8 protein-coding genes are annotated in these 15,781 nt (G+C 70.6%); 4 read left to right on the plus strand and 4 right to left on the minus strand.

Going from position 1 to position 15,781, the window contains the following annotated elements:
* The first annotated feature begins 28 nt into the window (after positions 1-28).
* From AC07EG_RS32470 to AC07EG_RS32485, 4 genes are read left to right on the plus strand one after another with little or no spacing between them, the layout of a single operon-like run.
* Positions 29-1,078, plus strand: coding sequence for an LLM class F420-dependent oxidoreductase (locus AC07EG_RS32470; protein ID WP_478257051.1), 1,050 nt, complete (start codon positions 29-31; stop codon positions 1,076-1,078).
* Position 1,079: 1 nt separating this feature from the next.
* Entirely contained in the window at positions 1,080-1,919 is an 840-nt protein-coding gene (locus AC07EG_RS32475) for an undecaprenyl-diphosphate phosphatase (RefSeq protein WP_478257052.1), read from the plus strand.
* Positions 1,920-1,948: 29 nt separating this feature from the next.
* On the plus strand, positions 1,949-2,662 hold the full coding sequence (locus tag AC07EG_RS32480) for a histidine phosphatase family protein (RefSeq protein WP_478257053.1): 714 nt from the start codon (positions 1,949-1,951) through the stop codon (positions 2,660-2,662).
* Positions 2,659-4,710 carry a M3 family metallopeptidase gene (locus tag AC07EG_RS32485; RefSeq protein WP_478257054.1) on the plus strand — a complete coding sequence of 684 codons (2,052 nt, stop codon included), beginning with the start codon at positions 2,659-2,661 and terminating at the stop codon, positions 4,708-4,710. The genes AC07EG_RS32480 and AC07EG_RS32485 overlap by 4 nt, the downstream gene beginning before the upstream one ends.
* Before the next feature lie 164 nt (positions 4,711-4,874).
* Here AC07EG_RS32485 and AC07EG_RS32490 read toward each other — a convergent pair whose 3' ends face one another.
* From AC07EG_RS32490 to AC07EG_RS32505, 4 genes are all read right to left on the minus strand, one after another.
* Positions 4,875-5,864, minus strand: a complete 990-nt coding sequence (locus AC07EG_RS32490) for a malate dehydrogenase (protein WP_478257055.1) — start codon at positions 5,862-5,864, stop codon at positions 4,875-4,877.
* 49 nt (positions 5,865-5,913) lie between these two features.
* Positions 5,914-8,028, minus strand: coding sequence for an FUSC family protein (locus AC07EG_RS32495; protein WP_478257056.1), 2,115 nt, complete (start codon positions 8,026-8,028; stop codon positions 5,914-5,916).
* Entirely contained in the window at positions 8,010-11,243 is a 3,234-nt protein-coding gene (locus AC07EG_RS32500; protein WP_478257057.1) for a GH92 family glycosyl hydrolase, read from the minus strand. The genes AC07EG_RS32495 and AC07EG_RS32500 overlap by 19 nt, the downstream gene beginning before the upstream one ends.
* 62 nt (positions 11,244-11,305) lie before the next feature.
* On the minus strand, positions 11,306-15,616 hold the full coding sequence (locus AC07EG_RS32505; RefSeq protein ID WP_478257058.1) for a GH92 family glycosyl hydrolase: 4,311 nt from the start codon (positions 15,614-15,616) through the stop codon (positions 11,306-11,308).
* Positions 15,617-15,781 lie beyond the last annotated feature (165 nt).

The raw sequence follows: 15,781 nt of genomic DNA on the forward strand, positions 1-15,781 counted from the left end.
ATCATCCCCCGGTTTAGGGTCGGGCCCCGTGCGCTTGGGACTGAACCTCGGATATTGGGGCGCCGGCAACGACGCGGCCAACCTCACACTCGCCAAACACGCCGACGAACTGGGCTACGCCGTGGTCTGGGCCGCCGAAGCCTACGGCTCGGACGCCCCGACCGTGCTGGCCTGGATCGCCGCGCAGACCTCCCGGATCGACGTCGGCAGCGCGGTGCTGCAGATCCCGGCGCGGACGCCGGCCACCACCGCGATGACCGCCGCCACCCTGGACACGCTCTCCGGTGGCCGGTTCCGGCTCGGCCTCGGCGTGTCCGGGCCGCAGGTGTCCGAAGGCTGGCACGGGGTGCGCTTCGCCTCGCCGCTGGGCCGGACCCGCGAGTACGTCGACATCGTGCGGGCGGCGCTGCGCCGCGAGCGCGTCCGGTACGACGGCGAGCACTTCCGGCTGCCCCTGCCGGACGGGCCGGGCAAGGCGCTGGCGCTGACCGTGCACCCGGTGCGCGAGCACATCCCCGTCTACCTGGCCGCGATCGGCCCGAAGAACCTGGAGCTGACCGGGGAGATCGCCGACGGGTGGCTGCCGGTGTTCTTCTCCCCGGCCCACGCCGAGGAGCACCTGGAGCACCTGCGGGCCGGTGCGGAGAAGGCCGGGCGCTCGCTCGCCGACCTGGACATCGCGCCGACCGTGCCGCTGGTGGTCGGCGACGACTGGACCGCCTGCGCCGACGCCGTGCGCTCGTACGCCGCGCTCTACCTCGGCGGCATGGGCAGCCGGGACAAGAACTTCTACAACCAGCTGGCCCGCCGGATGGGTTACCGGGCCGAGGCGGCCGAGGTCCAGGAGAAGTACCTGGCCAAGGACTACGCCGGGGCGATGGCCGCGGTGCCGCTGGAGTTCCTCGACGCCACCGCGCTGCTGGGCCGAAAGGAGCGCATCGCCGAGAAGATGGCCGCGTTCGCCGAAGCCGGGGTGACCACGCTCACCGTGGCGCCGTACGACGCCGACGCCGACGCCGACGCCCGGCGGCACGCGCTGGACGTGGCCGCCGAAGCGGTCGAGCTGGCGGGGAGCTGACGTGGGCTGGTTCGAAGCACTGGTGCTCGGCCTGGTCCAGGGCCTGACCGAGTTCCTCCCGATCTCCTCGAGCGCGCACCTGCGGGTCACCGCCGCGCTGGCGGGCTGGGACGACCCCGGCGCCGCGTTCACCGCGGTCACCCAGATCGGCACCGAGCTGGCGGTGGTGCTGTTCTTCGCGAAGAAGATCGGCCGGATCCTCACCGGCTGGTTCTACTCGCTGTACAAGCCGGAGTGGCGCGACGACCCGGACGCCCGGCTCGGCTGGCTGATCATCGTCGGCACGCTGCCGATCGGCGTGCTCGGCCTGCTGCTGCAGGACCAGATCGACAGCTCCTTCCGCGACCTGCGGATCACCGCGACCATGCTGATCGTCTTCGGCGTGGTCCTGTGGCTGGCCGACACCTACGGCAAGAACGAGCGCACGCTGGACCACCTGACCGTGAAGCACGGGCTCGCCTTCGGCTTCGCGCAGGCACTGGCGCTGATCCCGGGCGTGTCGCGCTCGGGTGGCACCACCAGCGCCGGGCGGCTGATGGGGTACCAGCGCCCGGAAGCGGCGGAGTACTCGTTCCTGCTCGCGCTGCCCGCGGTGTTCACCTCCGGCCTGTTCAAGCTGAAGGACGTCGGCGGGGAGAACAGCCCCGAATGGGGACCGACCATCCTGGCCACCCTGGTCGCCTTCGGCGTGGGCTACGTGGTGATCGCCTGGCTGATGAGCTACATCAAGAAGCGCAGCTTCCTGCCGTTCGTGGTCTACCGGATCGTGCTGGGCCTGGTGCTGTTCGGGCTGGTCTTCGGCGGGGTGCTCGACCCCAACGCGGGTCCGGCCGGGCACTGACTGGCACTGACGTCCTCTAGGCTGGCGCCGTGGGCACTGTGATCCTCCTGCGGCACGGCCGCTCGACCGCGAACGGCTCGGGTGTGCTGGCCGGGCGCACCCCGAAGGTCGGCCTGGACGAAACCGGCCGGGCGCAGGCCGGGGCGCTGGCCGCGCGCCTGGCCGGGGTGCCGCTGTCCGGGCTGGTCGTCTCGCCGATGCTGCGCTGCAAGCAGACCGTGGCGCCGCTGGCCGCCGCGCAGGGGCTGGACCGGGTGGTCGACGCCCGGTTGTCCGAAGTGGACTACGGCGAGTGGACCGGGCGGGCGATCAAGGACCTGGTGTCCGAACCGCTGTGGCGGGTGGTGCAGGCGCACCCGTCGGCCGCGGTGTTCCCCGGCGGGGAGGGCCTGGCCGCGATGCAGGCCAGGGCGGTCGAGGCGGTGCGCGAACACGACGCCCGGATCACCGCGGCTCACGGCGACCACGCGGTCTGGCTGCTGTGCAGCCACGGCGACGTGCTCAAGTCGCTCATCGCCGACGCGCTCGGGCAGCACCTGGACTCGTTCCAGCGGATCGTGGTCGACCCGGGGTCGATCTCGGTGATCACCTACACCGAGACGCGCCCGTTCGTGGTCAAGGTCAACGACAACGGCGGTGACCTGAGCGGACTCGTGCCGCCGAAGCCGAAGCGGGGTAAGAAGGGTAAGAAGTCCTCCGATGCCGTCATCGGGGGCTCGACTGGTCGAAAGGGCCGCGCATGATCTCTCCGGACAACCCGTTCGCCGGTCCCAGCGAGCTGCCCTACGGCCTGCCGCCGTTCGACCGGATCGACGCCGAGCACTACCGCCCCGGGTTCGAGGCGGGCATCGCCGAGCACGTGGCCGAGGTGACCGCGATCGCGGACAACCCGGAACCGCCGACCTTCGACAACACCGTGGTCGCGCTGGAGCGGGCCGGGGAGCTGCTGGGCCGGGTGATGCTGGTGTTCGCCAACCTGACCTCGTCGGACACCACCCCGGAACTGCAGCGGATGCAGGCCGAGTTCGCGCCGAAGCTGTCCGCCCACCGCGACGCGATCCACCTGAACAAGAAGCTGTTCGCGCGCATCACCGAGCTGTTCGAGAAGCGGGACTCGCTCGACCTCGACCCGGAATCGGCCTGGCTGCTGGAGCGCTACCACGTCGACTTCGTGCGCGCGGGCGCCGCGCTGGGCGAGGCCGAGCAGGACCGGCTGCGGGCGCTGAACGAGGAGCTGTCCACGCTGAGCACCCGGTTCCAGGAGAACCTGCTCGCCGAGGGCAACGACCTCGCCGTGGTGGTGGACACCGCCGAGGAACTGGCCGGGCTGTCGGCGGACAACGTCGCCGCGGCCGCGGAAGCCGCGACGGCACGGGGGCTCGACGGCAAGTACCTGCTCAAGCTCAGCCTGCCCACCCAGCAGCCCGCGCTGGCGTCGCTGGAGAACCGGTCGGTGCGGGAGCGGCTGCACCGGGCGTCGGTGTCGCGGGGCAAGCGCGGCAACGAGCACGACAACTCCGAGCTGATCGTGAAGATCGCGCACCTGCGTGCCGAGCGGGCCGCGCTGATGGGCTACCCCAACCACGCCGCGTACATCATCTCGGACGAGACCGCGCGCACCGCGGAGGCCGCGCAGGGCCTGCTGGAGCGGCTCGCGCCGGCGGCGGTGACCAACGCCAGCGCCGAGGCGCTGGAGCTGCAGCAGCAGATCGACGCCGAGGGCGGCGAGTTCTCGCTGGAGCCGTGGGACTGGGCGTTCTACGCGGAGAAGGTGCGCAAGGCGCGGTTCGACATCGACGAAGCCGCGCTGCGGCCGTACTTCGAGCTGGAACGCGTGCTCGTCGACGGGGTGTTCTTCGCCGCGTCGAAGCTGTACGGGCTGAGCTTCACCGAACGGCACGACCTGCCGAAGTACCACCCCGAGGTGCGGATCTTCGAGGTCTTCGACGCCGACGGCAGCGGACTGGGCCTGTTCCTCGGCGACTACTACGCGCGGGACTCCAAGCGCGGCGGCGCGTGGATGAACAGCTTCGTCGAGCAGGCGGGGTTGCGTGGCGAGCGGTCGGTGGTGGTGAACAACCTGAACATCATCCGCCCGCCGGAGGGCGAGCCGACGCTGCTCACCTTCGACGAGGTGGTGACCGCCTTCCACGAGTTCGGGCACGCGCTGCACGGGCTGCTCTCCGACGTGCGGTACCCGAAGTTCTCCGGGCCGAACGTGCCGCGTGACTTCGTGGAGTACCCGTCGCAGGTCAACGAGATGTGGATGCTGTGGCCGGAGGTGCTGGCCAACTACGCCAAGCACCACCGCACCGGGGAGCCGCTGCCGCAGCACCTGGTGGACAAGCTGCTGGAGTCGCAGCAGTACGGCGAGGGGCACGCGACCACGGAGTACCTCGCGGCTTCGCTGCTGGACCAGGCGTGGCACTCGATCGGCGCCGAGGACCGCATCACCGACGCGGCGGCGTTCGAGGCGGAGGCGCTGCGGAAGGCCGGGGTGGCGCTGCCGACCGTGCCGCCGCGGTACCAGAGTTCGTACTTCGCACACGTGTTCAGCGGCGGGTACAGCGCGGGGTACTACTCCTACATCTGGAGCGAGGTGCTCGACGCGGAGAGCGTGGAGTGGTTCAAGGAGAACGGCGGCCTGACCCGGGCCAACGGCGACCACTTCCGCCGGGAACTGCTGGGCCGGGGCGGCAGCATCGACCCGATGACCGCCTTCCGCAACTTCCGCGGGCGGGACCCGGAAATCGACCCGCTGCTCAAGCGGCGGGGCCTCACCGGCGCCTGACCACGGGCTGGCCCACGGTCGCGAACCCGGGGTTTCGGGTTCGCGAACGTGAGGGCCTGCCTGCGGAGGTGAGTCGCCCGCCCGCGGGCGTGAGCCGCACGTTGACGTAGCCGAATCAGGAGGTGGGGCAACGCAGGCGAGCGCTGCCCCCACCTCCTGGCGACTCAGATGAGGCCGAGCTTCTTGACCGCTTCCCGCTCCTCGGTGAGTTCCTGGACCGAGGCGTCGATGCGGGCACGGGAGAACTCGTCGATCTCCAGGCCCTGGACGATGGAGTACTTGCCGTCGCGGGCGGTGACCGGGAACGACGAGATCAGGCCCTCCGGCACGCCGTAGGACCCGTCCGAGACGACCGCGGCCGAGGTCCAGTCACCCTCCGGGGTGCCGTTGACCCAGGTGTAGACGTGGTCGATGGCGGCCGAGGCAGCCGAAGCGGCGGAGGAGGCACCGCGTGCCTCGATGATCGCCGCGCCGCGCTTGGCGACGGTGGGGATGAAGGTGTCGGCGAGCCACGCCTGGTCGTTGACCGCCTCGGCGGCGTTCTTGCCCGCCACCTCGGCGTGGAAGATGTCCGGGTACTGGGTGGCCGAGTGGTTGCCCCAGATCGCCAGCTTCTTGATCTCCGAGACCGGCACGCCCAGCTTCTTCGACAGCTGCGCCAGCGCGCGGTTGTGGTCGAGGCGGGTCATCGCGGTGAAGCGCTCGGCCGGTACGTCCGGCGCGTGCGCCTGGGCGATCAGCGCGTTGGTGTTGGCCGGGTTGCCCACCACCAGCACCTTGATGTCGTCGGCGGCACCGGCGTTGATCGCCTCGCCCTGCGGCTTGAAGATGCCGCCGTTGGCCTCGAGCAGGTCACCGCGCTCCATGCCCTTGGTGCGCGGGCGGGCGCCGACCAGCAGCGCCACGTTCGCCCCGGCGAAGGCCTGCTTGGCGTCGTCGAAGATGTCCGTGCCGGCGAGCAGCGGGAACGCGCCGTCCTCCAGCTCCAGCGCGGTGCCCTCGGCCGCCTTCACCGCCTGCGGGATCTCCAGCAGCCGCAGTCGCACCGGGGTGTCCGGGCCGAGCAGCTGACCGGACGCGATGCGGAACAGCAGCGCGTAACCGATCTGGCCGGCCGCGCCGGTGACGGTGACGTTGACAGGGGCTTGGGTCATCACGATTCTCCTGCAGACAGCGTTGGCTCATGGCTTTGTGCGAGCGATGTTATCCCTCTGGGTAACCGGCGTCCGGGTGCGTCTGGTCACGCCGCACGCCGAAGGTGTTCCCGAGCGCCACCAGCTCGGCGTCGAGCTGGTCCAGACTGGACAGCAGCGACCGCTGGGTGGCGTCGCCGTCGCACTCGCCGGGTGGCAGGCCGGTCTCCCGGTTCAGCCGCCGCCGGTCCGCGGACGCGGGGTCGCCCACCACCGCCAGCAGGGTGTCCACCTTGCCGGTGATCCCGGCCAGCACCTCGGGCAACCGGTCGTCGGCGGCGAACATGCCCGGCTGGGCGCGGGCGGCCACGTGCCGGGCCCGGAAGGCGATCGACTCGAGCGTGCCCTGCACGTGCCAGCCGAGGTCGCGCCGCGCGGTGCTGACGTTGACCGGGTGGACCAGCGGTTCGATGGTCCGGCGCACCTGGTCGACGTCGCGGTCGAGGGTCCGGGACAGCTCGATGATGTTGTGATTCTCACGTCCGGACAGCAGTTCGCCCGCGCGCTCGACGAACACCCGCAGGTCCTCCAGCGTGGTGGCGATGTCGTCGAGCATGACCGACCGCGTGCGCACCGGCACGATCACCACCGCGGCCAGCATGCCCGCCACCGCGCCGACCGCGGTCTCGGCGAGCCGGATCCACAGCACCTCGAAGCTGAACGTGCCGAGCAGGCTGTAGAGCAGGCCCAGCATGCTGGTGATGAAGAAGGCCATGACCGCCTGCGACACGCGCGAGAAGTAGACCATGCCGAACACGCAGACCAGCAGCAGCGCCACGGTGGCCGGGGCGTCACCGGCCACCAGCAGCGCCGCCAGCACCCCGCCGAAGATGCCGACGAGGGTGCCCGCCAGCCGCCGCACGCCCTTGACGAAGGTGGCCCCGGCGGTGGCGGAACCCAGGAACACCACAAAAACGGTGAGCACCGCCCAGTACCACCGCTGCGGGGAGACCAGTTCCCCGCCGAGCACGGCCAGCCCGCCGCCGACCACGGCCTGGATGGCGCCCCTGGTCTGGTTGTCGTAGGCGAAGACCGGCTTGCGCTCGGGTGCCTCGTCCCCGGGTTCGTCCCCCGGCGGCAGTTCGTCGTGCTCGGCGACCCGCTGCGCGTTGACGTCGGCGATGGCCAGTTCGGCGATGGCGTGCCGCAGTTCGTCACCCGGCCGGGCGTGCTCGCCGAGCCTGCTGCCGGCCACCAGCATCCGGCTGAACTCGGCCGAATCGCTGATCACCGGCAGCTCACGGGGATCGCGCCCGATCAGCGAGCCGAACCGGCGCAACGCGGCGGCGAGGTCGGCCCTGGTCGCCGCGTCGAGGTCCTCGGCCGCGGTGCGGCGCAGGGTGATCACCAGCCATTCGACGGCCAGCTCCACCTCGATGGCCCGGCGGCGCAGCACCCCCACCGCGCGCTCGTCCACCACGTCCGGCGCGACGTCCTCGACCATCAGCACGCATTCGTGCATCCGGTTCGCGGCGGTCCGCAGCTGCTTGTCGTTGCGGTTGCCCGACTCCAGGTACGCCTGCGCGACCCGGACCACCGCCGCCAGCCGGGCGCGGAAGGCCCGGCGCACCCGCAGCAGTTCCTTCGCCGGGCGGCGGGGGAAGACCACCAGCCGGATGAAGGTGTTCGACGCGATCCCGGCGACCAGCGCCCCCAGCAGCGCGGGCACCTGCCCGAGGTGGGTCTGCAGGAACATGGCGAAGAAGAACAGGAAGAAGGACGCCGAGCCGAGCGCGATGCCGCGGGCGCCCCAGCGCTGCGCGTAGACCGCGACGAAGATCAGCAGCACGAAGACCACGCTGTCCAGCGGCGGCAGCGCGGCGCCGAGGCTGGCCAGGGTGAGCGAAGCCGCGCCGGTGACGAACACCAGCAGCAGCGTGACCAGGTCCTTCCCGGTGGTGTCCTCGTGCACGGTGAACGCGCTCATCATCGCCGCGATCGCGCCGACCATCACCACCGTCAGCGGCTGCCCGAACGGCAGCAGCACCAGCACGGCCAGCACGATGCCGAAGATCGCGGACAGCGCCAGGCGCAGCCGGCCGAAGCCGGGGTCGGAGGCGACGAACCGATCTCGTGCGGCCTCGGCCAGCCCGGTGAAGCGGAGGATCATGCGAGCAGTTCCCATTGGGCCAGGCTGATCCGCCGGTCCGTGCCCGCGGTGACCCGCAGCCGGTAGTGGCGGCAGGCAGCGGGTTCGGCGAGGGAGAACGGCCGGGTCTGGCGGCGCCAGCGGAACACCTGCGCGTGCCGTTCGTCGAGCGTTCTCCAGTTCTCGCCGTCCTCGGAACCCTCCAGCACCCACGACGACGGATCGCCCTCGCCGAGCGCGGAGGTCAGCGTGTAGAGCCGGACCGGCCGCGGGGCACCGTCCACGGTGAACACCACGGTCGGTGTGGCGGTGCCGAAGTTGACCTGCGTTCGGCTGGTGTCGTCGAACAGCTGGGAGACGTCGTTGTCGGGCGAACTGCCGTGCCCAGGCAGGTCGGCCAGCGGGGTGGCGGGCAGGTCGCCGGTGGTGATCGACGGCGGCAGGTCGTCCTCGCCGGTGCCCCAGTCGCCGGGTTCCCCGGCCAGGTCGAAGTCCAGCACCGCGCCACCCGCCAGCGTGGCGTGCGGGAGGTGCGTCTTCGAGTACGGCTCGCCGTTGACCTTCAGCCCCCGGACGTACGCGGTGGCCGCCGTGTTGCCCGGTGCGTTGATCACCAGCCGCTCGCCGTTCTCCAGGTGCACGGTGACCCTGGTGAACAGCGGCGCGCCGAGCGCGTAGGACGGGCTGCCTATGGCCAGCGGGTAGAGCCCCAGCGCGGCGAACAGGTACCAGGCCGACATCTCGCCGTTGTCCTCGTCGCCGGGATAACCCTGGCCGATCTCGCTGCCCAGGTAGCAGCGCAGCAGCACCTCCCGCACCACCGCCTGCGCCTTCGCCGGGGCCCCGGCGTGCAGGTACATCCACGGGATGTGGTGCGAGGGCTGGTTGGAGTGCCCGTACTGGCCGAGCCGGACGTCCCTGGCCTCGGTCATCTCGTGGATGACACCGCCGTAGGAACCCGGCTTGAGGCCGGTTTCCGGGGTGGCGAAGAAGGTGTCCAGTTTGGACTCCAGTTTCTTGCGGCCACCGAACAGGTTCGCCAGGCCCGCGCCGTCGTGCGGCACGGTGAAGGCCGTGTTCCAGCCGTTGGTCTCGGTGTGGTCGAAGCCCCACAGCGTGGGGTCGTGCTGCTCGGGGCTCCAGCGCCAGCCACCACCGGCGTCGCGGCCCTGGAAGAAGCCGATGCGCTTGTCGAAGTGGTGGACGTAGTGCAGCGCGCGGCTGGTGAAGTACCGCGCGTTGTCCAGGAACTCCGCACGGCGCGGATCGTCCTCGGCGGCCGCTTCGTGCAGTGCCCGTGACAGGTTCGCGATGCCGAAGTCGCTGATGCAGCCCTCCAGCGCCCACGACAGACCCTCCGGTGTGGACACCGGCGTGTACCCGAGGAAGATCGACTCGTCGAGGCCCTTGCGGCCGACGCTCTTGTTCGGGGGCGTCACCGTGGCGTTCTTCAGCGCGGCGTCGTAGGCGGCGAGCACGTCGAAGTTGTGCACCCCCTTGAGGTAGGCGTCGGCGAAGGCGACGTCGGAGCTGGTGCCGGTCATCAGGTTCGCGTAACCGGGGGAGGACCACCGCGAGATCCAGCCGCCTTCGCGGTACTGCTGCACGAAACCCTCGGCGAGCTGCCCGCAGCGTTCCGGGCTGAACAACGCGTACGCGGGCCAGGTGGTGCGGTAGGTGTCCCAGAAGCCGTTGTTCACCACCATCGGCCCGTCGAGCACCTTCGCCCCGGTCCGCCGTCCGGTGCTGAGCCCGGTGCCGCGCACCACCGGGCTGGCGTGCCGGTACGCCGGTGCGGCCGCGGTACCGGTGTTCTCGTGCGCCGAGTTCGGGTACAGGTACAGCCGGTACAGGTTCGAGTAGAACGTGGTCAGCTGGTCCTCGCTGGCGCCTTCGACCTCGAAGCGGTTCAGGATCTTCCGCCACTCTTCGCGGGCGTGGTCGCGCACGGTCTCGAACGCGGTGCCGTCCGGGATCTCCTGCTCGAGGTTGTGCTGGGCCTGCCGGAGGCTGATCAGCGAAGTGGCTATCCGCAGGGTGACCGCCTCCTGCTCGCCGACGTCGAAGCTCAGGTGCCCGGTGACCACGCGCCACAGCGGGTTCCGCACCTTCTTCGCCGCCTTCACCGGCCGGTCGACCCTGCCGTAGACGTACATGCGCCGCGCGCCGACGGACAACCTGCTGCGGACCCAGGTGTGGCCGGTGACCGTGCCGTTGGTGCGCAGTCGCAGACCGCCCCGGTTGCCGGCGTTGTCGAAGATCAGGTGCGCCTCCCCGGCCGGGAAGGTGAACCGCAGCATCGCCGCGTGGTCGGCGGGGGCGATCTCGCCGGTGATGCCGTTGTCGAACCGCACGCGGTAGTGGAACGGCCGGTCGAGTTCGTTCGCGTGGTCGAAGGCGAGCGCTCTGGCCTGGCGGTCGACGGTCAGCTCCCCGGTGCGCGGCATCACCTGGAAGGTGTGCCGGTCGCCCATCCACGGGCTCGGCTGGTGGCTCAGCCCGAACGCCTCCAGCGCCGGCCGGTTCGCGCCGTTGTTGCGCCGGTGGTACTCGTACACCCAGGTGGTCGACCGCGCGTCGGTGACCGGGGTCCAGAAGTTGAAGCCGTGCGGCAGCGCGGTCGCCGGGACGTTGTTGCCGCGTGAGCGGTTGTTCGACGAGTGCGTGCCGCGGGTGGTGCGCACCCGGTCGACCGGTTCCAGCTCGGCCGGTTCGCGTTCGCTGATCCGCACGTCGTCGAGCCAGCCGGAGACCTCGTCCCCGCCTTCGGGCACCTCGGTGGTCAGCAGGATCGCCTTGGCGCGCTTGCCCGCGGCCGCCGCGAGCGAGCAGCGGACGTGGTTCCACTGGTCCAGGTACAGCCGCTTCGCCAGGCCCTGCCCCTTCGCGGTGACCTCGAAACCGTGCTGGTCGGGCACGGCCAGCGAGGCGAGCGTGGTGCCGTCGTCGAACTCGATGTCGACCGCGACGAAGGTGCTGCGCCACGCCGGATCCGCTTCGGGGAACACCACATAGGACAGTTCGCTGCGTTCGGTGATGGCGACGTCGGTGTGGAACAGCCCGGTGCGGGCCTGCCCGGTCACCCCGGTGCGGTAGCCGAGCGCGTGCAGGCCGGAGAAACCCACCCCCGGCTTGGCCGCCGGCGGGTTCGCCGGGCCGCCGCCGACGTGCACGCGGAGCCGGTCGCCGGTGCCGGGCGCGGGGTCGCCGGGCTCGAAGGACGAGAAGAACTCGGTCGGCTGCTCGGGCATGGGGCACACGTTAACGGGCGGCGCCCGGGTTCACCCGGACGCCGCCCCCGTCGTGCCGCTGGTTACAGCCCCGCGCACTGGCCGGCGACGGCGCCGCGCACGGTGTTGACCAGCGCGTTGTTCACCGGCTGGGTGTTGCCGCCGCAGCTGAGCGGGCCCTGCACGGTGTTCGCCGCCACCAGCACCGACGGGCCGGTGTTGCTGTTGAGCGCCACCGGGCCGTACACCGTCGTGTGCTCCAGCGCGACCACGCCGGTGGCACCGGTGATCGAGATCGGCCCGGTCACCTCGGTGCCGAGGAACCGCACCGAACCGGCGCCGGACGCCGAGATCGGGCCGCTGATCGAACCGCCGTCGACCACCAGCGAAGCACCGCCGGCCACGGTCACCGGACCCCGGACGGTGGCACCGTCCACGCAGGTCACACCGCTGGTCACGGCCAGCGCACCCGAGTGCTCACCGGTCACGGTGCTGGTGCACACCGGATCGGGCTGCCCGAGCAGTTCGACCTCGGCCAGCCCGGCGCCACCGTCGCCGGTCGCGGTGATCTTCAGCCGGTAGTGGGGGTAGTGACCGGGGTTGGCCGCCTTGAACGCCCGCGTGTGCTGGCGCCACTGGAACGACTGGTCGGTGCGCTGGTCCACCACGGCCCAGCGCTGCCCGTCGTAGGAGCCCTCGAGCACCCAGCTCTTCGGGTCACCGGCCCCCTTCGGCGAGGTCAGCGTGTAGAAGGTGACCGCCTCGTCGTCCGAGTTCAGCTGGTACCGCACCCAGGAACCCGGCTTCGTCTCCGAGCCCGAGGTGTTGTCGAACAACGTGTTCACCTCACCCGATTCGGCGGTCGCGGTGCCCTTGCCCGGCCCGGTCAGATCGTGCAGCGGGGTGGCCGGTGCCGTGCCCTGGGTGATCGACGACGGCGCGTCGTCCGGCCCGGTGCCCCAGGCCGAGGGCTGCGGGCCCATGGTGAAGTCGAGCGTGCCGCCGTTGGCCAGCAGGTCGTGCGGCAGCGAGGTGGACGTGTGCTCCACGCCGTTGACCTTCAGCCCCTGCACGTAGACGTTCTCCGCGTTGTTCTGCGGCGCGTTGACCACCAGCTTCTTGCCGTTCTCCAGGTTGACCGTGGCCTTGGTGAACAGCGGTGAGCCGATGGCGTAGTCCGCCTTGCCCATCTGCAGCGGGTAGAAGCCCAGCGCGCTGAAGACGTACCAGGCCGACATCTCGCCGTTGTCCTCGTCGCCCGCGTACCCCTGGCCGAGCTCGCCGCCCAGGTACAGCCGCGAGAGCACCTCGCGCACCTTCTCCTGGGTCTTGTACGGCTGGCCGGCGTAGTCGTACATGTACGGGATGTGGTGCGAGGGCTGGTTCGAATGCCCGTACTGGCCCATCCGCACGTCCCTGGCCTCACGCATCTCGTGGATCACGCCGCCGTAGGACCCCGGGAAGGTCGCCGTTTCGGGGGTGGCCCAGAACTCGTCGAGCTTCTTGGCCAGGCCCTGCTTGCCGCCGTAGAGGTTGGCCAGGCCGTTGCCGTCGTGCGGCACGGTGAAGGCCATGTTCCAGGCGTTGGTCTCGGTGTAGTCGTGACCCCATTCGCGGGGTTCGTACTCACTCGCCGGGACCCGCCACTGCCCGGTGGGCGTCTTGCCCTGGAAGAAGCCGACGTTCGGGTCGAAGGTGTTGACGTAGTTCTGCGCGCGGTTGAGGAAGTACTCGTGGTTCTCCAGGTACTCCTGCTTGCGCGGGTCGTCGGCCGCGGCTTCGTCGTGCAGCTTCTTCGACATGTTTGCGATGCCGAAGTCGTTGACGTAGCCCTCGATGCCCCACGACATGCCCTCGCCGGTGGCCGTCGAGGTGTAGCCGAGGAAGATCGACGTGTCCAGGCCCTTGCGGCCCACGCTCGCGTTCGGCGGGGTCACGGAGGCGTTCTTCAGCGCCGCGTCGTAGGCGGACTCGACGTCGAAGTTCTCCACGCCCTTGAGGTAGGCGTCGGCGAAGGCGACGTCGGAGCTGGTGCCGGTCATCAGGTTCGCGTAACCGGGGGAGGACCAGCGGGAGATCCAGCCGCGGTCGCGGTACTGCTGGGTGAAGCCGTCGACCATCTTCCCGGCCATGGTCGGGGTGAGCAGCGCGTAGGCGGGCCAGGTGGTGCGGTAGGTGTCCCAGAAGCCGTTGTTGACGAAGATCTCGCCGTCGACCAGCTTCGACCCGGTGTGCGTCGGGGTGTCCTCGCCGGTCTTGGGTGCGACCGGGCTGGCGTACTGGAGCTTCGGCTGCTCCTTCGTGCCCACGTTCTCGTAGCCCGAGTTCGGGTAGAGGAACAGGCGGTACAGGTTCGAGTAGAGCGTCTGCAGCTGGTCGGCGCTGGCGCCTTCGACCTGGATGACGTTCAGCTTCTCGTCCCAGGCCGCCTGTGCCGCGTCCCGCACGGACTCCAGCGTGGCACCGGCCGCGATCTCCTGCTCCAGGTTCTTCTTGGCCTGGTCCACGCTGATCAGCGAGGTGGCGATGCGCATCTGCACGGTGTTCGAGCCGCCGGTGTCGAAGCGCAGGTAGCCCCGCACGTTGTCGCGGCCCTCACCGGGCAGCTTGTCCCCGGCGGTGACCGGCTTGTCGAACTCGGCGTAGACGAACAACCGGCCCGCACCCGCCGAGAGCCCGCTCTTGACGTCGGAGTACCCGCTGAGCGCGCCGGCCGCCTTGTCCAGGGTCAGGCCGCCGTTGTTGTTCACGTTGTCGAAGATCAGGTTCGCGTCGGCGCCGGGGAAGGTGAACCGGAACATCGCCGCGTGGTCGGCAGGCGCCAGTTCGGTCTTGATCCCGTTTTCGAACCGGACGCCGTAGAAGTGGGCCTTGGCCTCCTCGTTCTCGTGCTTGAACGGCAGTTCGCGGGCGTCCCGGTTGGCGTCGGGCACCCCCGCCGCCAGCGACGGCTGGACCTGGAAGGTCTGCCGGTCACCCATCCACGGGCTCGGCTCGTGGCTGACGCTGAACGCCTGCGTGGTCGGCAGGTTCTGGGCGTTGTTGCCCTCGTGGTAGCGGTAGAGCCAGCTGGTCGAACCGGCGTCGGTCACCGGGGTCCAGAAGTTGAAGCCGTGCGGGACCGCGGTGGCCGGGAAGTTGTTGCCGCGGGAGAAGGCCGAGTTCGCGTGCGTGCCGCGGGTGGTCAGCACGTGCTCGCTGGGCCGGGCGTCCGCCGGGGGAGCGGGGGTGCCCGCGCCGAGCCGGATGTCGTCGAGCCAGCCCTGCAGCGGCGCGGGCCCGGCCGGGTTGTCGTAGCCGACCAGGATCCGGTCGACCACCTTGCCCCTGGCCACCGTGCCGATCGAGGAGCGGATCGAGTTCCACTGGTTGGTCGACAGCGACTTGGCCGCGCCCTGACCGGCGGGGGAGAGGGTGAACCCGTACTGGTCGACGGCGCCGAGGTCGCTGAGGTAGCTGCCGTCGGTGAAGGCCAGGTCGACCGCGACGTTGGTGCTCGGGTACCGCAGGTCGTCGCCGGAGAACTCCGGGAAGACCTTGTAGGACAGCTCGGTGGCGTCTCCGACCGGCACGTCGACGTCGAAGATCTTGTTGTAGGAGTAGCCGCGGCCCTCGACGGTGTGCGTGCCGGAGTAGCGGAACGCGCGGAGTCCGGAGTAGCCCACGCGCGACTTGTTGGTGTAACCGCCGGTGGGGCCGCCGTCGGGGAAGCTGCGCATGTTGGGCAGCGGCGGCGGGACCGGTTCGTCGTTGGCCAGCAGCAACTCGGCGAGCTGGAGCAGCGGGCCGCCGTTGTTCCCGGTGACGTCGAGCCGGAAGTACCGGAAGGTGGCCGGGGCGGTCAGGCGGTACTCCTTGGCCTGGAACCGCGCGGTGAACTCCTGGCCGGTCTGGCTGTCGAGCTCGGTCCAGGTGGTGCCGTCGGCCGAGCCCAGCAGCTCCCAGTCCCGCGGGTCGCGCTCCTCGAAGTCGTTCGCCGAGGTCAGGCCGTAGCGGGTGATGGTGACCGGTTCGGTCATCGACAGCTGCGCCCAGGTGGCGGGCTGCTTGGACAGCCACTTCGACTCGGCCTTGCCGTCGGCCAGGTTCGGCGCGATCTCGCCGCCCTCGGGGTTCTCGCTGCCCGCCGTGGCCTCGGCCAGCTTGCCGCGGACGTCACCGGGGACGGCGGTGCCGTTGGCGCCGTTGACCCCGTGGGCCTTGGGCAGGCCCCCGGGGCCGGTGTCCACCGTGTCGGTCCAGGTCGGGACGGGCTCACCGGGTTCGAACGAGGAGTAGAACTCGGGCGGGGGCGCGGGCGCGGCGAGCGCGGGGGAGGGCACCGCGGTCAGGCCCGCCGACAGCACGACGGCGGACAGCAGCGCGCAGACCGGTGGTCGGACGCTTCGGGGCATCTTTGCTCCAGGTTCCGGGGCGGGGATCGCAGGGGAGCGCCGCTCCAGCGGCGCCCAGTCAAGTAAGCGCGCCGTGACATCGTTGTCAAGAGGCGGCTCGATTCCCGTCCGGAACCAGGCAGGCACTATGCGGTGTATAACGACCTATACGTCACCGCTTTTTGA

The sequence above is a fragment of the Amycolatopsis sp. NPDC045836 genome (assembly GCF_056431745.1).

Bases quoted from the DNA above. Each gene is read 5' to 3' on its own strand.
- AC07EG_RS32485 (WP_478257054.1), top strand. From the start codon at position 2,659: ATGATCTCTCCGGACAACCCGTTCGCCGGTCCCAGCGAGCTGCCCTAC.
- AC07EG_RS32490 (WP_478257055.1), bottom strand. From the start codon at position 5,864: ATGACCCAAGCCCCTGTCAACGTCACCGTCACCGGCGCGGCCGGCCAG.
- AC07EG_RS32495 (WP_478257056.1), bottom strand. From the start codon at position 8,028: ATGGGAACTGCTCGCATGATCCTCCGCTTCACCGGGCTGGCCGAGGCC.
- AC07EG_RS32500 (WP_478257057.1), bottom strand. From the start codon at position 11,243: ATGCCCGAGCAGCCGACCGAGTTCTTCTCGTCCTTCGAGCCCGGCGAC.
- AC07EG_RS32505 (WP_478257058.1), bottom strand. From the start codon at position 15,616: ATGCCCCGAAGCGTCCGACCACCGGTCTGCGCGCTGCTGTCCGCCGTC.